Origin of the sequence: Rubrivirga litoralis, assembly GCF_031846415.1 — a bacterium.
Classification (GTDB): Bacteria; Bacteroidota; Rhodothermia; order Rhodothermales; family Rubricoccaceae; genus Rubrivirga; species Rubrivirga litoralis.
Window position 1 is genome coordinate 1 of record NZ_JAVRHT010000025.1, and the last position, 20981, is coordinate 20981.

Below are 20981 nucleotides of genomic sequence, written 5' to 3' on the forward strand. Positions count from 1 at the left end.
GGGCGGCGCCGGTGCCGTAACGTCCTGTGCGGGGGCGGTCCGCCTGGGCCGCCCCGCTTTGCCTCCCCCACCCCGCCCATGCCCGAGAACGCACCCGACCGCTCCGCCGCCCCGCCCGTCCGCTCCGCCGTGCTCCTCGGAGGCACCGGCCTCGTCGGGGGGCACGTGCTCCGGCTCCTCGCCCGCGACGGGCGGTGGGGCCGCGTCGTCACGCTCGGCCGGCGGCCGATGGAGCCGGCGTCGCACCGCCACGAGGACCACGTGGTCGACTTCGACCGGCTGGCCGATTCCGCCGACCTGTTCCGGTGCGACGACCTGTTCTGCTGCCTCGGCACGACCAAAAAGCAGGCCGGGTCGAAGGAGGCGTTCCGGCGCGTCGACCTGGAGATCCCGGCCGAGGCCGCCCGCCTCGCGCGCGCGGGCGGGGCGGCGCAGGGCCTGCTCGTGAGCGCGCTCGGCGCCGACGCCGACTCCCGGATCTTCTACAACCGCACGAAGGGAGAGGCCGAGGAGGCGTTCCGCGACGCTGGCTTCGAGGCGGTCCAGGTGGTCCGCCCGTCGCTGCTCACGGGCGACCGCGACGAGGTCCGCCCGGGCGAGCGCGCGGCCGAGGCCGTGCTCGGCGCGCTCCGCCCCGCCCTCGTCGGCCCGCTCCGGCGGCTCCGGCCGACGCCGGCCGTCGACGTGGCCCGGGCGCTCGTGGCCATCGCGGCGGCCGCCCCGCCCGGCGACCACGCCTACGGGCCGCGGACGATCGCGTGGTGGGCGCGGCACGTGTAGCGGCGGCCGGTCAGCGGGCGGGGCGGAGGTCGAGCACCCCGCCCGCACGAGCGTTTGCGGCTGGGGGCGGGGTGGTTGGAGTTGGGCGCTGGTGGTCGTTTGCTTACTCGCACCCACCCCGCCCCTCCGACTTCCGCTTGGTACCAGCGGCGAGGTGCACGTACCGGGATCGAAGCGCCAGGCGTTCAGTAGATTGAACGCCCCGACTGAGGATGCTATGACGATCGAGATCGACCGCGAGGACGACGGCCGCTGGCTGGCCGAAATCATGGAGCTGCCTGGTGCGATGGCATATGGCGACTCCCGCGAAGAAGCGGCAGCCCACGCGAAGGCGCTCGCACTTCGAGTCCTCGCTGACCGTCTCGACCACGGCGAGGACGTGCCTGACATTGCACCGCTGTTCGCAGTCGCGGCGTGAGCCAGTTTGGATCGGTCAAAGCGAGGAAGCTGCTACGCGCGCTGCTCAAGCTCGGGTGGAGCGTCAAGCGGGAGACCGGAGGCTCACACAAGGTGCTGGAGCGCGAGGGGTGGCCTGACTTCGTGTTCGCCTTCCACGACGGCGTGGAGGTCGGTCCAAAGATGCTGTCGCGCGTGGCGAAGCGGACCGGGCTGAAGCCGAACGACCTCTGAATCGAGGTGCGTGCACAGAAGACGGCTCGCCTGCGAAGGGCGACGACCGCTCGTGTTGGTTCAGAGCGCAGGACACGCCGCTGGTCGAATCCGCTGCCGACGCCGCGGGCGGGGCGGGCGCCTGCGGGGCGGGCGGGGTGGCGCTCTGGCAGGCGCTCAGCTCCGGCACGGCGCAGTCGCGGCTCGACCCGAGCGTCCAAGACGTCCACGCCGCCTGAAGCTCTACCACCCCGCCCCGCCCGGGCGGGGCGGTCAGAGGCCCGGCAGGCCCTCCGGCTCCACGAGCGTCGTCTCCACCGTCTCGCGCGCGAACGAGCCGAACACGCCCAGCCCGCCCTCCACGTTCGTCGTCACGTTGGGGATCTCGCCCGGCGACAGCGTCGAGCCCCCGCTCTGGACCGACCGCGTCTGCACGAAGTCCTGGAAGGCGGCGTCCAGCGAGACCAGCGTGAGCGACTGCGGGCCGAGGTAGCCGAACGCGAGGAAGGGAATCTGGACTAGGAGCGAGCCGTCGCCCAGCCGCGTGTAGCCGGCCTCGTTGATGACCGGCGACGTGCCGACGCGGACGTTCTCGTCGCCGGGGTCGTCCTCGCACAGCAGCGTCCCGGCCGGCTCCTCGACGCAGTCCAGGAACCGGCGGACGATGGGGACCGGCCGGAAGCGGCCGGGGAGGTTCCGGCTCCGGTACCGCGTCTCGCCGTCGACCGTCACCCGCTCGAACTCGTCCGGCGCGAGCGCCTGCGTCGAGCCCACAAAGGCGGCCTGCCGCTCGGGCGTCGACGACGCCGTGATCTGGACGGCCGGCCCCTGCCCGAGCCCGTACGGCACGACTGGGTCCGGCCCGCGCACGACGTCGAAGTCCGGGGGCACCGTCGTCTGCGCCGTCAGCCGCTCGCCGTCCGGGCCGACCACGTCGAGCCGGTACGTCCGCCGCTCCAGGACGGCCGCGTCGCTCTCGGGCAGGTACACGCCGGCCGGGCCGGGCGCGTAGGCGTAGACCGCCTCGTCCGCCCCGCCCGCGTCCAGGAGCGTGACCGTCACGCGCGCGCCCGCGACCGCCGCCGCCGCCGGGTCGTACGGCTCCAGCAGCGGGACCGTCCGCGACAGGCGGACCGGCGGGAGCGCCTCCTCGGCTCCCAAGAACGCCGAGACGACGAGGTCGGGCCGCTCGCCCTCGGCCGAGTCGCAGCCCCCGACGAGGAGCGCGAGCCCGACCAGGACCGACGCGGAGAGCGCGAGCAGGGCGGGGCGGGGCGGGATGGGCATGGCGGATGACGGGCTACGAGTACCGGGTGACGAGCAAAGACCAAAACGGGCGGGGCGGGGTGGGAAGGCGGCGGACTCGGGGCGTCCGTGCTCATCGCTCATCACCCGTCGCTCAAAAGTCCAGCGACAGCGAGACGTTGGGGAGGATCGGGAGTTGGCGCACCTGGCCGACCTCGACCGGGTTCTCGTCGAAGTCGTACGTCTCGAACCACAGGTTCCGCCGGTTGTACACGTTGACCAGCTGGAGCTGGAGCTCGTAGTCCGCGAACGCGACCGTGCCGCGCTTGGTGAACCCGACGTCGACGCGGTGGTAGGGCGGCAGCCGCGTGTTGTTGAGGGCCGGCGAGTCCAGCGCGTTCACGTCGCGGTCCTCGAACGGGAGCCCCGAGACGATGTAGCGCCGGGCCGGCACGGTGTAGGCCTGGCCCGTCGCGTAGGCCCCGGCGAGCGTGGCCCGCCAGCTCCGCCCGAGGTCGTAGTTGGCGACCAGCGTGACGTCGTGGAGCCGGTCGTACTTGGGCGGGAAAAAGTCGCTGAACGCCGGCTCCGCCGGGTAGCGCCGCCGCGTGACGCCGACCGTGTAGCCTACGAGGCCCGTCAGCCGCCCCAGCCCGCGCTCAAGGAGGACCTCGGCGCCGTAGGCGTAGCCCTTCCCCGACCGGAACAGGTCGGCGTAGTCCAGCCCCGACACGTCCTGGAGCTCGGGCCGCGTGTCGAACAGCTCGCGGAGCGTCCGGCCGTAGACTTCGACGTCGAGCCGCCACGCCGGGCCGAGCCGCGTCTTGAGGCCGAGCACGGCCTGCTCGCTCGCCTGCGGCCCCACGCCGGGGCCGGTCGTGAGCCAGGTGTCGAAGCCCGAGAACGCCTCGTTCGAGACCAGCGACAGGAACTGGTGGTACCGCCCCGCCGCCGCCTGGATCACCACGTTGTCGTCGAACGACCGCTCGACCTGGAGGTGCGGGGCGAAGCGGACGAACGTGGCCGCGACCGGCTCGGCGTCGTCCAGCCGGTCGTCGGCCCGGTTGCGGAAGGCGTCGGTGCGGAGGCCGCCGGTGACGGTCCACCCGTCGCCGAAGCGCGTGCGGCCCTGGACGTAGGCCGAGCCGAAGGTGGCCGGGTTCGAGAAGCTGGTGCCCACGTTCTCGTTGAACTCGCTCTCGAAGTCGAGCCCGAACCGCCCCGCCCGCGCGCCCACGCGGAGCTCGACGCGCTCCGACGGGAGCCACTCGCCGTCGACCTGCGCCGCGTACTCGGTGATCGTGTTGGGCTGGCGGAACGTGGTCTCGGCGACGGTCCCCACGGGGTAGCTGAAGTAGCGCGTGGCCGAGACCTGCGCGCTCGCGAAGGCCGTGCCCGAGAGCACGCGGTTGTAGGTGACCGAGCCCGTCCGGTTGCCGTAGTCCAGGTCGAACCGGGCGTCGTCGCCGAACGGCACCACGACCTGGTCGCGCCCGGCGTAGGCGGCGACCGAGAGCCGGTCGTTCGGGCTGAGGTCGACGCCCACCTTCCCGTTCACGTCGTAGAAGGAGAAACTCTCCGGGATGCCGTCCTCGTCCAGCTGGCTGCGGAGGAGGCCCAGGAGCGGCTCGAGCGTCGAGCGGCGAACGTTGAGCGAGTACGACGCGCGGCCGCCCGCGATCGGCCCCTCGATGCCGGCCCGGCTCGCGAGGAGCCCCAGCGTGAGCGTCCCCTTGCGTTCGTTCCGGTTGCCGTCGCGGTTGTAGATGTCGACCACGCTCCCCAGCCGCCCGCCGTACTGCGACGGGTACGCCCCTTTGTAGAGGCGGACGTCTTTGATGGCGTCGGTGTTGAACGTCGAGAAGAAGCCGAAAAAGTGCGTCGGGTTGTAGACCGTCGTGCCGTCGAGGAGCACGAGCGTCTGGTCCGGCGAGCCGCCGCGGATGTAGAGGGCCGAGGAGAAGTCGTTGGCCGCCTTCACGCCCGGGAGCAGCTGGATCGAGCGGAACAGGTCCGCCTCGAACACGGTCGGCAGTGCCTCGACGAGGTCGATGGACACGGTCTGGACGCCCGGCGGCCGCTCGTTTTCGAGCGTCTCGTCGGCCTCGACGACGACCTCGCCCGACGTCACGCCCTCGGGCGCCAGGTCGAAGTCGAGCCGCCCCGCCCCGCCCGGCTCCAGCGTGAGCGCTCGCCGCTCCGAGACGTAGCCGATGTAGCTGGCGACGACCGTGACCTCGCCCGGGGCCAGCCCGCCGAGCGAGTAGAAGCCCTCGGCGTTCGTGGCCGCCCCGCGCCCGGCCTCGACCACGCGGACCGTCGCCTGGAGCAGCGTCTCGCCCGTCTCGGCGTCGCGCACGAACCCGCTGACCGAGCCGGTCTGCGCCGCGGCGCTCGCCGCCAGGGCGAGCCCGAGCCCGGCGGCGAGGAGGACGGCGAGGGCGGGGCGGCGGACTCCCAGCGGGACCTGCGGCATCGGGCGGGGTGGGGTCGGGGCGCACGGGAACGCCGCCGCCCCGCCGTCGGTGTGTCGCGGGCGGGGCGGTAAGGTCCGCAGACGCGGCGATGCCAGAGGTTACGGCCCGACCCGCTCCAGCACGGCGCCGTCGGGGCACAGCGTCGACTCGCGGCCGACGAGCCGCCCCGGCCCGGCCTCCCGCCCCGCCCGGACGTAGCGCGTCGCCGCCCCGCCCTCGTTCCACCGGAGCACGAGCGCGCCGTCCTCGACGGCCCACGTGTGGACGCGCTCGGCGCGGACCGAGTCGGGCCGCTCGTAGCTCCACGCCACGCCCCCGTCGGCGTCGAGGCGGACGTAGGCGTCGACGATCTCGGGGTCCGCGCACGTCTCGCGCCACGTCGTCCCGACGAGGTCGGCGCGGTCCAGGCGCGCCGCGCCGGCGCACGCGGCGAGACCGAGCAGGAGGGCGAGGGCGGGGCGGGGCATGGCCTAGTCTACGATCCGAATCGTACGATGGCAGCGGGCGCAGAATGCACCACCCCGCCCGCGTCGTGGGCGGGGCGGCAGCGTCCGGGACCGCCTCGCCCTCGTCGTCGGCGTGGGCGGGGCGCTACGCCGCCTCGGCCTCCTCGACCGTCTCCATCGGGATCGCCCGGTCCGGCCGCTCGCCCGTCTCGATGTAGCGCGCAACCTCCAGCACGGCCCTTTCCTTCGTCTTCGCCTCCAGCATCAGGTCGTACGGGTCGTCCGCCCCGCCCACGCCGTCCATAAGACCGAGGAGGCGGTCGACGTCGTCCATGTCGAGAAAGTCGGCGTGGCCGGTCCGCGTGCCCGGCTTGTGCGACGAGAGGTGGAGCTTGGGGACGCGCCGGCCCCACGTGGCCATGGCGCGCTCCATGAGGTCCGGCAGTCCGTCGTTCCACGTCTCGCCTGACGGGTTGGCTGACGCCGTCCCCGTTCCGGGGTTGAGCAGGTGGTGGAACAGGTCCACGATGACCGGCAGCCCGGTCCGCTCGGCGAGCCCGACGGTCTCGGCCAGCGTGTAGGTCGTGTCGTCGTTCTCGATCGCGAGGCGCTCGCGGGCGTCGTCCGTCAGGCGGTCCAGGTTCTGCGCGAAGCGGTCCATCGCCGACTCCTTGTCGCCGTAGGCGCCGCCGACGTGGAGCGTCATGGTCCCCTTCGGGTCCATCCGCTTGAGGACCTGCGCCTGGAAGTCGAGCTCGCCGACCGAGTCGCGGACGACCTTCTCGCGCGGGCTGTTGAGGACCGTGTACTGGCCGGGGTGGCTCGTCACGCGGAGCTTTTCGGCCTTGACGAGCCGGCGGATGTCGCGGAACTGCCAGTCGAACGCCTCGGCCCAGTCGAACGGGAACTCTGGGAGCGGCCCGAACGGGATGAGGTCGGACGAGACGCGGAAGAATCGGATGCCGTGGTCCACGTTCCACCGGAGCGCCGCCAGCACGTCGTCGAGGTTCTGGACGACGACCGGGATGACGGCCTCGGTGCGGAGGTTGGCCAGCCGGACCGTCCGGCTCTTGGTCCCGAGCGTTTGGTTGATGCAGGCGTAGCCGAGGTGGCGGAGGCGCATGGGCGGGGCGGGGTGGCGGAAGACGAGCGGACGGCGCCCGGGGTGTGGAGCCTACGCGGCGCGGGCGGGGCGGTGCCGCTGGCGGAGCCACCGGGGCGGCCGCCGGGATTTACCTGAACCCTCACGGACAGCAAAACCTCCCGCCTGACCTGCCGTTGCCTCTCCCCCGCCCCGCCCGCCGCTACCCGTGATCAGCCTCCTCCTCGTCCTCGTCGCCGAGATCGCCCTGTGGGTCGCGTGGCACCTCGTCGCGCGCCGCCGCCGGAACGGCGGCTCGGGCGAGGGGCCGCCGCCGCCGCCCGCCCCGCGCCCCGAGACGCCGCGGTCGCCGCGGCGCGGCCGCCCCGCCCCGGCGCGCGGGCCGGTGGCCCGGCGCCGCACCGCCCGGCCGCCCGTGCGGACGACCTAAGGCGTGGGGGCCGGTTAGGTTGGGGCGGGGCGCCGACGCGAGCGCGCCCGCACAGACCGCCCGACCGATGCGCCGACGCTCCCCACGCCTCCTCGTCCTGATCGGGCTCGTAGCCCTTGCCACCCCGCCCCGCGCCCAGACCGCCTGGGTCAACGGGACTGTGACGGACGCCGAGACTGGCGCCCCGCTTCCGGGCGCCCACGTGTTCGTCTCCGGCACGTTGCAGGGCGACGCGACCGACGCCGGCGGCCGGTTCGTCTTCCGAGCCGACGCCCCAGGCTCGGTCCAGGTCACGGCCACCATGCTGGGCTACGGGACCGCGAGCACGACGCGCCTGATCCGGCCCGGTGACGTCGTCGGCCTCGCGTTTCGGCTCCCACCCGTGCCGCTCGCGCTCCGCGAGGTCGAGGTGGTCCGGTCGCGGGACGCCGCGTGGGAGCGGGCGCTCGCGCGGTTCCGGCCGGAGTTCCTCGGCGAGACGGCCAACGCCCCGCTCACCGAGATCACGAACCCCGAGGTCCTCGACCTCGACGCCGACGGCGACGACGGGCCGCTCCACGCGGTCGCCCGCGCTCCGCTCGTCGTCGAAAACCGGGCGCTGGGCTATAGGGTCACGTTCTACGACTTCGCCCTCGCCATCGAGGAAAACGGGCGGGCGTGGGACGGGACGCTCGCGTTCCGCGACCTGTGCGCCGAGCGGCTCTGCGGCCCGGCCGTCACGCAGGCGCGCGAGCGGGCCTACCGCGGCTCGCTCCCCCACTTCCTGGACGCCCTCATCGCTGGCATGGCGTCGGACGAGGGGTTCCTGAGCGAGCGCATGGACCGGCCGGGCCAGGCGACGCGAGCCCGGCTCTCGGTCCAGCCCGGCCGCCTGTCCATCCGCTCGGCGCGGGCACCGGGACCCGAGGCGCGCCAGGCCCGGGCGGGGTGGGAGGCAGAAATCGGCGGCGCCCTCCGCGTCCTCTACACGCGCGAGTTCGACCCGCGCGTCGATGCCGACGCCTACCAAGTTTCGTGGCTCACGGCGCCGGGCGGGGCGCTCCGCCTGGGGCCGAACGGTGCCCTCCTCGACGCGGCCGATGTCGTCCGCTACGGGTACTGGGACTGGGAGCGCGTGGCCGACCTCGTCCCGCTTGACTACCGCCCCGCCCCGCCCGCCGGCTACTGAGGGCGGGGCGGTCAGTCGGCGGACGCCCCGTGCGGCAGGCGCTCGGGCATCTCGGCGGCCACGTAGGCCAGGATCGCCGTCGCCGCGGTGGCGCGCGCGAGGTGGCCGGGGTCCAGCTTGTCGACGGTGTCGGCCGCCGTGTGGTGGACCCAGAAGTAGCGGCCGTTGTCGGTGCGGAGGCTGAGGCCCGGCACGCCGTCGCGCATCATCGGGCCGATGTCCGCCCCGCCCCCGCCCTCGACGATCCCGGCCGGGCCGGCGTCGGTGCCGTCGGCGAGGAGGGCGAGCACGAGCGGCTCGACGCGGGCGCGCAGCGTCTCCAGCCCGCCCGGCGCGCCGGTGTAGCCGAAGCCGACCGGCTCGTACACGCCGCTGTCGCTCTCGAGCGCGAGCTGGATGCCTGAGAGGTCGTCGCCCAGTGAGTCGCGGTAGGCCGTCGCGCCGCGGAGCCCGTTCTCCTCGTTCGTCCACAGGACGACGCGGACCGTCCGGCGCGGCCGGAGCCCCAGCCGCGCGAGCACCGCAACGGCCTCCCACGTCACGGCGCACCCGCCCATGTCGTCGACGGCGCCCTGGCCGACGTCCCACGAGTCGATGTGGCAGCCCAGGACTACCGTCTCGTCCGGCGCCTCGCGCCCGACGAGCTCGCCGATCACGTTGCGCGAGCGGGCGTCCGGCCGCGTTTCGGCGTTCATGGTCAGGCGGACGACCGGGCGGCCGCCCCGCCGGCCTGCGGTCCGCCCTTGCTGGAACCGCTCCTGGATGCGGCGGAGCGTCTCGGCCCCCTCGATCGTGAGCGCGGCGTGCGGGATGCGCGGGACGCCGTCCTCGTAGCGCATCGTGCCCGTGTGCGGCGTCGAGAGCGAGACCGGGCCGACGGACCGGACCAGGCTGGCGACGGCTCCCGCGCGGGCCGCCGCCACCGCCCCGCCCGTGCGGTACCCGACGGTCTCGCCGTAGGTCGTGAACGGGACGTCGAACAGGACGATGCGGCCCGCGGCCTCGTCCGCCCGCGCCTCCAGGTCCTCGAACGAGTCGACGACGAGCACCTCGGCCTCGACGCCGCCGGGCGGGGTGGCGACGCTCCCGCCCAGCCCGAGCATGGGCAGGTCGCGGTCGCCCGTGGGCAGGACGAGCGCGGCCGACTCGTCGCCGCGGACCCAGACGGGCACGTCGACCGGCTGCCCGCGGACGTTTTCGAGGCCGTCGGCGCGCATCGTCTCGATCGCCCAGTCGATCGTGGCCTCCAGCGCGGCCGACCCGCTCAGGCGGTGGCCGAAGGTGTCGCCCACGTACGCCGTGCGCTCCCACGCCGTACTGTCGGCGAGGGCGGCCTCGACGATCCGGTCGGCGGCCTCGGCGTAGGGCGCCGAGGGATCGCTCTGGGCTCCCGCGGCGAGTGGGGCGGCGAGGAAGAGAACGGCAAGGACGGTGCGCATGGGCGGGGTGGGGTGGCGGTCCGCCGAAGCTACGCGGGCGGCGCGTCGGCTTCGGCACGCGGGCTGCGATCCCGCCCCGCCCATCGTGCGTAGGCTCCCCCGCCCCGCCCCCGAACGACGAGGCTGAAGCCGGCTACAAGCTCTCCCTCCACCCCGCCCCATGCTCGACACGCTCCCCGACGCCGCCCGCGCGTGGCTCTTCCCCCTCGACCGCACCCTCGACGACGCCGAAGCCGACGCGCTCCGCGCCGACCTTGACGCGTGGCTCCCCACGTGGGCCAGCCACGGGCGCCCGGTGCAGGCCGAGGCCGCCGTCCTCGCAGGCCGCGTGCTCGCCGTCGGCGCCGTGATCTCGGAGGCGGACGTCAACGCCGGCGTCTCGGGGTGCGGGATCGACTCGATGGAGCGGGCAGTCGCCGAGGCGCTCGGGCGGGGCGGCGTCGGACTCGCCCCGCCCCTCGCCGTCCTCTACCGCGACGGCGACGGCGCCTGGGCGCAGGTCCCGCGCCCGGCGTTCCGCCGGCTCGTCCGCGAGGGCGGGGCGGGCGCGGACACGGCCGTCCTCGACGCGACGGCCGAGACGGTCGGGGCGCTCCGCGCGCACGGCGTCGAGCGGCCGGCGGCCGAGGCGTGGCACGGCCGGGCCTTCCGGCTCGCGGCGTAGTGGCCCGGCGGCGGCGGCGGCGCATCGGGACCGTCCGCGAGGTCGTCTACGGCACGCTCGCCGTCGCCGCCCTGCTCGCGATCGGGACCGTGGGCTACATGGCGATCGAAGGCTGGACGCCGATGGACGCGTTCTACATGACGTTCATCACGCTGACCACGATCGGGTTCGCCGAGGTCCAGCCGCTCGACTACGGGGGCAAGCTGTTCACGGTCGGGCTCGCGTTCGTGGGCATCGGTACGTTCGCGACGATCGCGTCCCGCGTCGTCACGATCCTCGTCACCAGCTCCACCTTCCGCCAGCGGGCCATGCAGCGCCGGATCGACCGCCTCCACGACCACTACGTCGTCGCCGGCTACGGGCGGCTGGGCCAGCGGATCGTCCGCGACTTGGTGTCCGGCGGCCGGAAGGTCGTCGTGGTCGAGCGGCTGGACGAGCGGGCTGAGGAGCTCCGCGAGGAGGGCTTCGACTACGTCCAGGGCGACGCCGTCGAGGAGGAGGCGCTCCGCGCGGCCGGCCTGGCCCGCGCGGCCGGGCTCGTCCTCGTGCTCCCCGAGGACGCGGCCAACGTGTTCGGCGCGCTGACGGCCCGCGAGATCGCCGGCCCCGACCTGTTCATCGTCGCGCGGACCAACGAGCAGACGTCGATCAACAAGCTGGTCCGGGCCGGGGCCGACAAGGTCATCTCGCCGCTCGAGATTGGGGCCGACCGGATCGCGCAGACCATCCTCCGCCCGCGCGTGGACCAGTTCATGGAGCAGGTGCTCGGCGTCGACGCGCTGAGCGTGGACCTCGAAGAGGTCGTCGTCCGCGAGGGCGGCCTCCTCGACGGCCGCTCGCTGGTCGACGTCGACTTCCGGCGCCGCTTCGACGCCATCGTCGTGGCCGTCCACCGGGCCGGCGGCGAGGAGTGGCGGTTCAACCCGGACGCCCGGCTCCCGCTCGCGGTCGGCGACACGCTCGTCGTGCTGGCCTCGCCGGAGCAGGTCGAGCACATCCGCTCGCAGGAGGGCCGAACGTCGATGGCGTAGGGCAGCGGGCAGAACGCGAGGGCGGGGCGGACGCCGTAGCGGCGTTGCATGCAACGCCGTCGGGCCGCGGCGCCCGGGCGGAGCGCAACCACCCCGCCCGTTCCACAGGCGGGGTGGTGCCGTAGAGGCGACCGGCGGTCGCCCGTGGGCGGGGCGGGGACGCTGGGCTGGGCGGATTCGTAGGGACACGACGCGTGGTGTCCGCATTCACCCGGCGATGCGCCACGGGCGGGGCGGTTACGAGCGGGGCGGGGCACGTCCAGGACCGCCCCGCCCCCGAGTCGCGCCCAAACCAAAGACCCCACCCCGCTCGTTGGCACGCTCTGTGAACCCCGGCCCGCGCAGGACCCGACCACCCCGCCCCGGGGTATCCTCGCCGTACCGTCCCCTCGCCCTCCCCGCCGACGCATGCGCCTCTCCCGCTACGCCCTGGCCCTGCCGGCCCTCCTCGGAGCCGCCCTCCTCGTCACGCCCGCCGCCGCCCAGAGCGCGGCCGACCGGGCCGCCGACGGAGCCATCTCGCAGGACTTCCAGGAGGACGAGCCCGTCACCTACTTTAGCCAGTCCTGGCTCATCGACACGATGAACCGGCGGACGAGCGAGTCCATCCGCGACGTCCCCCGCGTGCACTACGGGTACTACGTGGTGCCGGAGGACCAGAACCGGCTCGAGGCCCGGCTCGCGCTCTACAACAAGTTCGGCGGCGACCGCGACGTGATCAAGCCGCTCCTGTGGCTCCTCAACCGGAACGACCTCGAAAACCTGAGCCCCGGCGACACGCTCGTCGTGCCCAGCGAGTTCGGCCTCGACTTCCGGGCCTACTCGCCGTTCCCCCGCTACTACGCCGGCGCGGCCGACCTCGACAAGGTGGTCATCCTCGACAAGCAGATCCAGGCGTGGGGCGCGTACCACCGCGGCGAGCTGGCCCGGTGGGGCATCATCAACACGGGCGTCGAGAGCGCGCGGACGCCGTCGGGCCGGTTCAACGTGAACTGGAAGCAGGACTACCGGGTCTCGACGCTGAGCCCGGGTTTCGGGTCGTCGGCGCCGGACGCCGAGCTGTGGGAGATGTACTGGGTCATGAACCTCCACGAAGCCCGCGGCATCCACATGCACCAGTACGCGCTGCCGACCTCGGGGCCGGCGTCGCACGGCTGCATCCGCATGCTCGAGCCCGACGCGAAGTGGCTCTACGGGTGGACCGACACGTGGGAGGTCGAAAACCAGCGGGACCCGATCTCGTCGGTCGGCGCCGACATCGTAGACCAGGGGACGATGGTGCTCATCATCGGCGACGACATCTCGGAGCCGCCCCGCCCGTTCCTCCACCGCGACGCGTACCCCGTGATCCGCATGGTCGACCTCCCGCCCGACCCGTACGCGGTCCCGGCGGGGTCCCCGCAGCAGAAGGCGTTTGACCGCCTGGGCGGGCGGGTTTAGAACCGGACCGCCGTCTCCTACGGGGGCGGGGTGGCCGAGGCGGAATCGTCTCGCGGCCGCTCCGCCCCCGTTTTACGTCGGCGCAGCGGAGCGGCCGGCCGACACGGGCGGCGCCTGGACGGCGGGCGGGGCGGTCGTGGCACGGTCTCCTCAACGGGACGGGGCACACCGACCACCTCGCCCCGTGCGCCTCCTCCCCGCCCTCCTGCTCGGATTCGCCGTCCTCGCCCTGGCCGGTGCCGCCCCGCCCGCCGAGCGGATCGCGTTCGTCGAGCTCCGGTTTACCGAGGGCGGGGCGGAGGTGGTCTCGGCCGAGGCCGTTCCGGGCCGGCTCAAGGCGCGGCGGAGCGCGGCCGCCCCGCGCCCCGGCCACCTGTCCGTCGAAGTGGAGGCCGGCGACCGGGCCGTGTGGAGCGGGGCGGTGCCGGACCCGCTCGTCCGGCGGCGCGAGTTCGTGAACGCGGCGGGCGGGTTGGAGTCGCGCCTGGAGCGCGTCGAGGAGGCGGTCGTCACGGTGCGGATCCCGGCCGTCGCCGCGCGGCAGACGGTGTCGTTTGCCCGCGCGTCGGCGGCCGGTCGTCGGGTCGTCACGCGCGTCGAGGTGTCGCTGTGAAAGCGCTCCTCCCCGCCCTGCTCGCGGCGGCGCTCCTGGCGACGGCGGCGAGCGCCCAGCCGGCCCCGATCACGCTCGTCGAGAACGGGCCGCGCGCCGAGCGGATCAACGTCGCCGTGGTCGCCGAGGGCTACCGCGAGGCCGACCTCGACGCCTTCCAAGCGGCGGCGGGGCGGCTCATCGACGCCCTGTTTGCGACGGCGCCCTACGACCGCTACGCCGCGTTCTTCAACGCCTACGCCGTCCCCACGGTCTCGGCCGAGGCGGGCGCTGACCGCCCCGCCCGGAGTGAGGCGCGCGACACGTACCTGAGCGCGACGTTCGGGTGCGGCGGCGTCCACCGGAGCCTGTGCCTGGGCGGCGACGGCGAGCGCCGCCTGAACGCGCTCCTCCGCGACGCGCTGCCCGAGTACGACGTGGCGCTCGTGCTCGTCAACGACGCCGAGTACGGCGGGTCGGGCGGCCGTGTGGCCGTGGTCTCGGCGCACGCGGCGGCGGCCGAGATCGCTGTCCACGAGATGGGGCACACGCTCGCCGGGCTCGCCGACGAGTACGGGGGCGGGGCGGCGGCCGGCTTCGCGAGTCGGAACACGGCGACCGACGCCCACCCCGCCCACGTCCCGTGGAGCGCGTGGCTCGACGACGCGACGCCGCTCCCGACGCCCGACGACGCCGCGCACGGCCACGTCGTCGGCGCCTTCGAGGGCGCCGCCTACGCCGACCACGGGGCGTACCGGCCCGAGCGCCACTGCCGGATGCGCGCGCTCGGGCACGGGTTCTGCGCCGTCTGCAACGAGCACCACATCGGCGCCATCTACGACCGGGTCTCGCCCATCGCCGCCGCCTGGCCTGCCGAGTCCGACGTGACGGCCGGGGCGGGGCGGCTCGCGTTCCGCGTCGACGCGCTCGTCCCCGCCGGCCAGGCCCGCTACGAGTGGACGGTCGACGGCGTGACCGTCGGGACCAGCGCCGCGCTCGCGCTCGACGCTGGCGACCTCCCGCCGGGCGCGTCGCATGTCGAGGTCCGCGTGACTGACGCGACCGACGAGGTCCGCGACTCCACGCTCGTCCCGCTCCTCTCCGACGTGCGCGCGTGGACCGTCACGCGGCCCGCCGCGACGGCCGCCGAGAGCGGGGCGGGCGGGGCGGACACGGCCACGCGGCTGGGGCTGGCGGCGCCCAACCCGGTCCGCCACGCCGCGCGGCTCCCGTTCCGACTGGCCGAGGGCGGGGCGGTCCGGCTGTCGGTCTACGACGCGCTCGGCCGCGAGGTGGCCGTGCTCGTCGACGGCGAGCGGCCGGCCGGGCTCCACGAGGCGACGTGGTCCGCGGGCGCGCTCGCCGCCGGCGTCTACGTCGTCCGCCTGGAGGCGCCGGGCGCGACGGCCACGCAGGTCGTGACGGTCGCGCGGTAGGGGGAATAGGCGAGGGGCCTGGGCGGCTGCAAACCGCCCCGCCCCCTCCGGTGCGTCGGCGTCGTCCGAAAGGCGGACACCGTGCACGGTGTCCCTACGCGTGCGAAACGAATGCGGGGGGCGGGGTGGCGAACGACTGGCCGCCCCGCCCGCACACGCGCAGGGCGGTCAGATTCGCTTGAGGTTCTGGACGGTCCGCTCCGAGACGACGGCGCCGGTGTGGGCGGTCGAGGCCGGCTCGAACAGGACGACCTGGGCGGTCGGGAGCGCGACCGGCCGGTGCTCGGTCCCGCGGGGGACGACGAACAGCTCGCCCGGCCCCAGCTCCACCGCGTCGCGGTCGCGGAGCTCGATCCGCAGGCGGCCCGCGACGACCCAGAACAGCTCGTCCTCGTGCTCGTGGTCGTGCCAGAGGAACTCGCCCTCCAGCTTCGCCACCTTGACCTGCTGCCCGTTCAGCTCGGCGACGACGTGGGGCGTCCAGGTCTCGGAGAAGCGGCTGAACTTCTCTTTCAGGTTGACGACGGGCATGGGGGCGGGGTCGAGGGATGAGGAGGGACCGAGGGATGAGCAGACGGGGCGGGGCGGCGCGTGGCCCGACCGCCCCGCCCCGTCCTGTGCCGCATTGAGGCCGGAGTCTGGGCGGGGCGGCGAGAGAAAGGCCTCTGCCCATCCCTCTCATCCCTCCGTCCCGCGTCCCTCCCGCTACGTCTGGAGCACGCCGACGCGGAACGGCTCGATGTCCGGGTTGTGGTCGGCCATCTCGAGGCCGGTCGCGAGCCAGCCGCGCGTCTCGCGCGGGTCGATGAGCGCGTCGACCCAGAGGCGGGCCGCGGCGTAGACGGGCGACGTCTGCTCGGCGTAGCGGCGCTCGATCTCGGCGAGGCGCGCGGCGCGGTCGTCGTCGGACAGCTCGAGGCCCTGCTTCGAGAGCTTCCGCTCCTCGATGGACAGGAGGACTTTGGCGGCCTGCGCCCCGCCCATGACCGCGATCTGCGCCGTCGGCCAGGCGAGCATGAGGCGGGGGTCGTAGGCGCGCCCGTTGAGGGCGTAGTTGGCGGCCCCGTACGAGTTGCCCACGACGACCGTGAACGTGGGGACGACCGAGTTGGCGACGGCGTTGACCAGCTTGGCCCCGTCCTTGATGATCCCGCCCTGCTCGGCGCGCGTGCCGACCATGAAGCCGGTCGCGTCCTGGAAAAACACGAGCGGGATCCGCTTCTGGTTGCACTGCATCACGAACCGGGCCGCCTTGTCGGCCGCGTCGCCGTAGATGACGCCGCCGATCTGCATCTCGTTCGGCTTCCCCTTCGGCGACGTCGCACGGACGACCTGCCGCTGGCTCGCCACGATGCCCACGCTCCACCCGTCGACCCGGGCGTAGCCGCAGACGAGCGTCTGCCCGTAGCCGGCCTTGACCTCGGTCCAACTGTCGGCGTCGACGATCCGGGCGAGCACCTCGCGTGTGTCGTACGGCTGCTGGCGGCTCTCGGGGAACACGCCGAGCACCTCGTCGACGGGGTACGCGGGCGGGGCGGGGTCCTGGCGCGTGAAGCCAGCGCGCGGCATCGGCCCCAGCCCGCCGACGAGGTCGCGGATGGTCGCGAGCGCGGTCTCGTCGTCGGGCATCTTGTACTCGCAGACGCCCGAGATGTCAGTCTGCGTGGTCGCCCCGCCCAGCGTTTCCGAATCGGTCACCTCGCCGATGGCGGCCTGAACGAGGAACGGGCCGGCGAGGAACACGCTGCCCGTGCCGTCGACGATCAGGCTCTCGTCGGACATGATGGGGAGGTACGCCCCGCCCGCGACGCACGAGCCCATGATGGCCGCGATCTGGGGCACGCCGAGCGCGCTCAGCCGGGCGTTGTTGCGGAAGATGCGCCCGAAGTGGTCGCGGTCCGGGAAAATCTCGTCCTGCATCGGCAGGAACACGCCGGCCGAGTCGACGAGGTAGAGGATCGGGATCCGGTTTTCGAGGGCGATCTCCTGGGCGCGGAGGTTCTTCTTGGCCGTGATCGGAAACCACGCGCCGGCCTTCACGGTGGCGTCGTTGGCGACGATCATGCAGAGGCGGCCCGACACGCGGCCGAGCCCCATGACGGTGCCGCCGGCCGGGCACCCGCCCTCGTCCTCGTACATCCCGCGCCCGGCGAACAGGCCGATCTCGCGGAAGTCGTCGGCGTCGTCGAGGAGCGCGGCGACCCGCTCGCGGGCGGTCAGCTTGCCGCGCTTGTGCTCGCGGGCGACGGCCCGCTCGCCGCCGCCGCGGCGGACCTCGGCGGCCTGCTCCTCGAGCCCGGCCAGGAGCCGCTGGTGGGCCGCGACGCGGGCGTCATAGGCCTCGCGCTCGCGGCCGTCGTCGGGGACGGCCGTCCCCAGCGGGAAGGCGCGGGGCGGGGCGGCGGCATCGGGCGGGGCGGTCTCGGGCATCCGGGCGGGGTGGCGGTGGGGCCGGAATCTACCTGCTCGCCCTCGCGTCCCGCTCCGGCGGAGCCCGCCCCGCCCGCGAACAGAAAGCGGCGCGCCCTCCGAGAAGGCGCGCCGCTGGTCGGCCCGTCGGGCGGTCCCTACAGGAACGCCGACATCTTGCGCATGATGAGCTGCCGGTCCTCGCCCGTCTGCACGTGGATGAGGTTGACCATCTGGCTCAGGTTGCCCCGGGCCTTCTTCATCTCGTCCTCGTCGAGGTCGTCCCAGGTGGACATGATCTGCCCCTTCATGCGCTCCCAGTTGTCGATCATCCGCTGCTTGCCCATCGTGGTCGTGTGTCTGTGTCCCGCCCGGACGGTGAATGCGTGCCCCAAAGCTACGGGGCGGACTCGCCCCTGACAAACGGGCGGGCGGGGCGGTCTCGTGCCCGCCCCGCCCGCTACGCCACGCCCCAGGACTGGACGGCCCCGAGCAGCTTCCGCTTGGCGACCGGCAGGAGCGTCTCGTCGACCGGGAGGTCGAGGTCAGCGCGGAGCGCGAACGTGGCCGGGGCGGGGAGGTCGGGGTCGGCCTGGGCGAGCGCGGCCTTCCACGCCGCGGGCGGGGCGGCCGGGTCGAGGTCGACGGCCACGGCCGACGTTCGCAGCGCACGGTAGCGGCCGTCGGCGCCGGCCAACGACGAGACGCGGTAGCGCAGCGGGCGGACCGCCCCGCCCCCGGCGACCACGAGGTAGCCCTCGTCGCGGTACGCCGGCACCACGCCGACGGCGGCCAGCGCCGCGTGCTCGGCGGCGAACTCGTAGAGCGCCTGCCCCTCGCGTACGGCCCCGGCCACGCGCGGCTGCGCCCACCGCGCGAGGCTGAGCGCGAGCGGGGCGGGCGGGGCGGCATGGACCACGCGCCCGGCCTCCCAGTCCACGCCGACGGCGGGGCCGGAGCCCGAGCCCTCGACGCGGCCGGCGCCGTCGAGGAGCGTGCGGAGGTCGCGGTGGAGCCCGACGAGGCGGGCGAGGTCGGGGGCCACGCAGTTCCGGGCGAACGCACGCCGCGCCCGCTGGAGGGCGGCGAGCACGCGGTAGCGGGCGGCCTCGGCGTCGGCGGCCGCGGCGAACAGGTCGAGCGAGAGGTCGGGCATGTCCGGGGGGGGTGTTCGTTCGTTCATAGATTCTTCCAAAGATCGCGCCAAGCGCCAGGGCACTCCGCCGTGCCTCGGGTGGAGGAGAAGGAGGGTGAGGCGCACTTCTTGCCCGGGGGCGGGCCGTGCCCACCCCGCGCCCCGCCTGCTCGCCCCGTTCGCTCAGCCTGGGCGGGGCGGCGGAAGCAGGCACAGCAGGCGGGGCGGCCCCCTCTTCCCCACGCCCCGCCCGAACCCTCGGCTGCCCGGCGCGCGTTGCGATCTTCCCCACCTGTGCCCCACCCCGCCCGATCTATGGACAAGCTCGTCGTACACGGAGGCCGCCCGCTCACCGGCACCCTCCACGTCGGAGGCTCCAAGAACACCGCCCTGCCGCTCATGGCCGCCGCCGTCCTCGCTGACGGCGCGACGACGATCCACAACATCCCCGTGCTCCAGGACGTCGCCACGTTCGCGAACGTGATCCGCGTGACCGGCTGCACGGTCGACTGGAACCCGGACGACGACCCGAACACGCCGGAGTCGATCACGATCGACGCCTCGGGCATCCACCACTTCGAGGCGCCGTACGACCTCGTCAAGAAGATGCGGGCCTCGTTCTACATGCTCGGCGCGCTCCTCGGGCGGGGCGGCAAGGCGCGCGTGTCGCTCCCGGGCGGGTGCGCGTGGGGGCCGCGGCCGGTCGACCTCCACATCGAGGGGATGAAGGCGCTGGGCGCCGAGATCCGCGAGGAGGGCGGTTACGTGATCGCCGAGGCCCCGGGCGGGCGGCTCAAGGGCGGGCGCATGCGGTTCGAGCCCGTGAGCGTCGGGGCCACCATCAACGTGCTCCTGGCCGCGGTGACGGCCGAGGGCGAGACGGTCCTCGAGAACACGGCGGCCGAGCCGGACGTGGTCGTGTTCGGCCAGATGCTCCAGGCGATGGGCGCCCAGATCGACGGGTTGGGCACCGACACGATCACGGTCCAGGGCGTGGAGCGGATGAACCCGGTCGAGTTCACGAACTGCCCCGACCGGATCGAGCTAGGCACCTACATGATCGCGGCGGCCCTCGCCACCCCGCCCGGCGAGACGCTCACGATCACGGGCGCCCAGCCCGAGCACCTCGGCCCCGACTTTACCGAGCGGTTCCGCGAGACCGGCGTCCCGTTCGAGTTCGACGGCGACGTGGTCCGCGTGACGGGCGTCGAGACGGTCCGGCCCGTGTCGGTTGAGACGGCGCCCTACCCGGGCTTCGCGACCGACCTCCAGGCCCAGTGGACGGTCTTGATGGCGCAGGCCGACGGTCCGTCGACGGTCCGCGACACGGTCTACACCGACCGCTTCAAGCACGTCCCCGAGCTCCGCCGCCTGGGCGCCGACCTCCAGGTCAAGGGCGACACGGTTGAGGTCGCCGGCCGCAACGGGCGCCCGCTGAGCGGGGCCACGGTCATGAGCACGGACCTCCGCGCGAGCGTGTCGCTGGTCCTCGCCGGCATGGTCGCCGAGGGGACGACGAACGTGCTCCGGGTGTACCACCTCGACCGCGGCTACGAGCGGATCGAGCACAAGCTCCAGGGCGCCGGCGTCGACATCGCCCGCGAGCAGTACGACGAGGCCCACGCCGAGGGCGTCCCGGCCTAGCCGCCCCGCCCGCCGGTTTTTCCGCCCCGCCCGAAGCGTTCGGGCGGGGCGGCGCTGGTATCGAGCGGCACGCGGGCGGGGCGGCCCGCCCTACGCGCCCGCCGGACCGTCGCCGTAGTCGTCGATCGAGACGGCGACGCCGGGGCACGCGGCCAGCACGCGGCCGTCGTCGGTGACAAGCGGGGCGGCGAGCGCTTCGGCGAGGGCCACGAACTCGGCGTCGTAGCCGGTGAGCCCGCGCGCGAACGCGGCGTCGAGCACGGCGGCGGGGTCTACAGGAGTGTCCACTACGAGCGCGCGGCCGGCGCCCCACGCCTCGTGAGCCTCCGCGCGCGTGAGGCGACCGGCCCGGACGTGCATGACGAGCGCGTTGCGGAATTCGCTCGCCCAGAGCGGCGGCGCGGCCCAAAAAGGGTCGCGTTCGCGGACCCGCTCGGCGTCTTGTGCTCGGTCTCCCCCAGTCGTGGCGTAGACGACGAGGTTGGTGTCGGCGACGATCAAGGCCGCCCCTGCTCGATGGCCTCCTGGACCTCCTCCGCGGTCAGGGGCTTGAACCCTCGGGCGGCCAACCGTTCCCGGAGAGCCGTCGCCTGCTCCCACGCCTCGTCCTTCTCGGGCTGAGGAGCCCTCACCGCCTCCTCCAGCAGCCGGACCGCTTCGCGGTCGATGCTCCGGCGGTTTCGCTCCGCCCGCTCCTTTAGCCGGCGGTGGAGGTCGTCGGGGACGTTCTGGAGCGTGAGGGTCGCCATGAGTGCGGGGGCAGGACGGTCGCGGGCGTGGAACGTACGGCCCCGGTACGCGCTCCCGCCCCGCCCGAACGCTTCGGGCGGGGCGGCGCCAGTACAGAGCGGCACGGGGGCGGCCACCCCGCCCGCCGCGCCGCCGTCGGGGCTCTCCTGACGCGGGCGGAGCCCGGGGCGGGGCGGGGACCGCG

General features: G+C 74.2%; 22 protein-coding genes. 11 read left to right on the forward strand and 11 right to left on the reverse strand.

Annotated elements, in window-relative coordinates; genetic code table 11:
* Positions 1–78: 78 nt before the first annotated feature.
* The 3 genes from RM540_RS10975 to RM540_RS10985 all read left to right on the forward strand — a co-directional run bounded on the left by RM540_RS10975 (position 79) and on the right by RM540_RS10985 (position 1410).
* On the forward strand, positions 79–780 hold the full coding sequence (locus tag RM540_RS10975) for an NAD-dependent epimerase/dehydratase family protein (protein WP_311664013.1): 702 nt from the start codon (positions 79–81) through the stop codon (positions 778–780).
* Between the two features lie 217 nt (positions 781–997).
* Entirely contained in the window at positions 998–1198 is a 201-nt protein-coding gene (locus RM540_RS10980) for a type II toxin-antitoxin system HicB family antitoxin (protein ID WP_311664015.1), read from the forward strand.
* Positions 1195–1410, forward strand: a complete 216-nt coding sequence (locus tag RM540_RS10985) for a type II toxin-antitoxin system HicA family toxin (protein WP_311664017.1) — start codon at positions 1195–1197, stop codon at positions 1408–1410. Before RM540_RS10980 ends, RM540_RS10985 begins: the two co-directional genes overlap by 4 nt.
* Positions 1411–1662: 252 nt before the next feature.
* Here RM540_RS10985 and RM540_RS10990 read toward each other — a convergent pair whose 3' ends face one another.
* The 4 genes from RM540_RS10990 to uvsE form a co-directional block, all read right to left on the reverse strand.
* The gene (locus RM540_RS10990) at positions 1663–2676 is read right to left on the reverse strand and encodes a DUF4249 family protein (RefSeq protein WP_311664019.1); all 1014 of its coding nucleotides are present in this window, start codon (positions 2674–2676) and stop codon (positions 1663–1665) included.
* Between the two features lie 112 nt (positions 2677–2788).
* Complete coding sequence (locus RM540_RS10995) at positions 2789–5110, reverse strand: TonB-dependent receptor (RefSeq protein WP_311664021.1); 2322 nt, start codon at positions 5108–5110, stop codon at positions 2789–2791.
* Between the two features lie 99 nt (positions 5111–5209).
* The gene (locus RM540_RS11000) at positions 5210–5578 is read right to left on the reverse strand and encodes a hypothetical protein (protein ID WP_311664023.1); all 369 of its coding nucleotides are present in this window, start codon (positions 5576–5578) and stop codon (positions 5210–5212) included.
* A gap of 124 nt (positions 5579–5702) precedes the next feature.
* A complete protein-coding gene (gene uvsE, locus RM540_RS11005; protein WP_311664025.1) occupies positions 5703–6680 on the reverse strand; it encodes a UV DNA damage repair endonuclease UvsE in 978 nt (325 codons plus the stop codon).
* Between the two features lie 187 nt (positions 6681–6867).
* Between uvsE and RM540_RS11010 the strand changes: the two genes are divergently transcribed.
* Together RM540_RS11010 and RM540_RS11015 are read left to right on the forward strand one after the other, a co-directional pair.
* Positions 6868–7089, forward strand: a complete 222-nt coding sequence (locus RM540_RS11010; RefSeq protein ID WP_311664027.1) for a hypothetical protein — start codon at positions 6868–6870, stop codon at positions 7087–7089.
* Positions 7090–7156: 67 nt separating this feature from the next.
* Positions 7157–8257 carry a carboxypeptidase regulatory-like domain-containing protein gene (locus RM540_RS11015; protein ID WP_311664029.1) on the forward strand — a complete coding sequence of 367 codons (1101 nt, stop codon included), beginning with the start codon at positions 7157–7159 and terminating at the stop codon, positions 8255–8257.
* An 11-nt stretch (positions 8258–8268) separates the two neighbouring features.
* Here RM540_RS11015 and RM540_RS11020 read toward each other — a convergent pair whose 3' ends face one another.
* Entirely contained in the window at positions 8269–9696 is a 1428-nt protein-coding gene (locus RM540_RS11020) for a M20/M25/M40 family metallo-hydrolase (RefSeq protein ID WP_311664031.1), read from the reverse strand.
* A 160-nt stretch (positions 9697–9856) separates the two neighbouring features.
* Between RM540_RS11020 and RM540_RS11025 the strand changes: the two genes are divergently transcribed.
* From RM540_RS11025 to RM540_RS11045, 5 genes are all read left to right on the forward strand, one after another.
* Positions 9857–10360 carry a hypothetical protein gene (locus tag RM540_RS11025; protein WP_311664033.1) on the forward strand — a complete coding sequence of 168 codons (504 nt, stop codon included), beginning with the start codon at positions 9857–9859 and terminating at the stop codon, positions 10358–10360.
* Positions 10360–11391, forward strand: coding sequence for a potassium channel family protein (locus tag RM540_RS11030; RefSeq protein WP_311664035.1), 1032 nt, complete (start codon positions 10360–10362; stop codon positions 11389–11391). Before RM540_RS11025 ends, RM540_RS11030 begins: the two co-directional genes overlap by 1 nt.
* 408 nt (positions 11392–11799) lie before the next feature.
* Entirely contained in the window at positions 11800–12831 is a 1032-nt protein-coding gene (locus RM540_RS11035; protein WP_311664037.1) for a L,D-transpeptidase, read from the forward strand.
* A gap of 184 nt (positions 12832–13015) precedes the next feature.
* Positions 13016–13444: a hypothetical protein gene (locus tag RM540_RS11040; protein WP_311664038.1), complete on the forward strand. Its 429-nt coding sequence runs from the start codon at positions 13016–13018 to the stop codon at positions 13442–13444.
* Positions 13441–14859: a M64 family metallopeptidase gene (locus tag RM540_RS11045; RefSeq protein WP_311664040.1), complete on the forward strand. Its 1419-nt coding sequence runs from the start codon at positions 13441–13443 to the stop codon at positions 14857–14859. Before RM540_RS11040 ends, RM540_RS11045 begins: the two co-directional genes overlap by 4 nt.
* Positions 14860–15027: 168 nt before the next feature.
* Here the strand turns inward: RM540_RS11045 and RM540_RS11050 are convergent, their stop codons facing one another.
* The 4 genes from RM540_RS11050 to RM540_RS11065 all read right to left on the reverse strand — a co-directional run bounded on the left by RM540_RS11050 (position 15028) and on the right by RM540_RS11065 (position 18424).
* Positions 15028–15390, reverse strand: a complete 363-nt coding sequence (locus RM540_RS11050) for a cupin domain-containing protein (RefSeq protein ID WP_311664042.1) — start codon at positions 15388–15390, stop codon at positions 15028–15030.
* A 174-nt stretch (positions 15391–15564) separates the two neighbouring features.
* Positions 15565–17289, reverse strand: coding sequence for an acyl-CoA carboxylase subunit beta (locus tag RM540_RS11055; protein ID WP_311664044.1), 1725 nt, complete (start codon positions 17287–17289; stop codon positions 15565–15567).
* 137 nt (positions 17290–17426) lie between these two features.
* Complete coding sequence (locus tag RM540_RS11060) at positions 17427–17663, reverse strand: general stress protein CsbD (protein WP_311664046.1); 237 nt, start codon at positions 17661–17663, stop codon at positions 17427–17429.
* A 65-nt stretch (positions 17664–17728) separates the two neighbouring features.
* Positions 17729–18424 carry a hypothetical protein gene (locus tag RM540_RS11065; RefSeq protein WP_311664048.1) on the reverse strand — a complete coding sequence of 232 codons (696 nt, stop codon included), beginning with the start codon at positions 18422–18424 and terminating at the stop codon, positions 17729–17731.
* A gap of 294 nt (positions 18425–18718) precedes the next feature.
* Here RM540_RS11065 and murA point away from each other — a divergent pair, with 294 nt between their 5' ends.
* Positions 18719–20047 (forward strand): UDP-N-acetylglucosamine 1-carboxyvinyltransferase, encoded by a 1329-nt coding sequence (murA, locus tag RM540_RS11070; RefSeq protein WP_311664050.1) that lies wholly within the window; start codon positions 18719–18721, stop codon positions 20045–20047.
* Positions 20048–20137: 90 nt separating this feature from the next.
* Here the strand turns inward: murA and RM540_RS11075 are convergent, their stop codons facing one another.
* Positions 20138–20548, reverse strand: a complete 411-nt coding sequence (locus RM540_RS11075) for a type II toxin-antitoxin system VapC family toxin (RefSeq protein ID WP_311664052.1) — start codon at positions 20546–20548, stop codon at positions 20138–20140.
* Positions 20545–20901 (reverse strand): FitA-like ribbon-helix-helix domain-containing protein, encoded by a 357-nt coding sequence (locus RM540_RS11080; RefSeq protein ID WP_311664053.1) that lies wholly within the window; start codon positions 20899–20901, stop codon positions 20545–20547. The genes RM540_RS11075 and RM540_RS11080 overlap by 4 nt, the downstream gene beginning before the upstream one ends.
* Positions 20902–20981 lie beyond the last annotated feature (80 nt).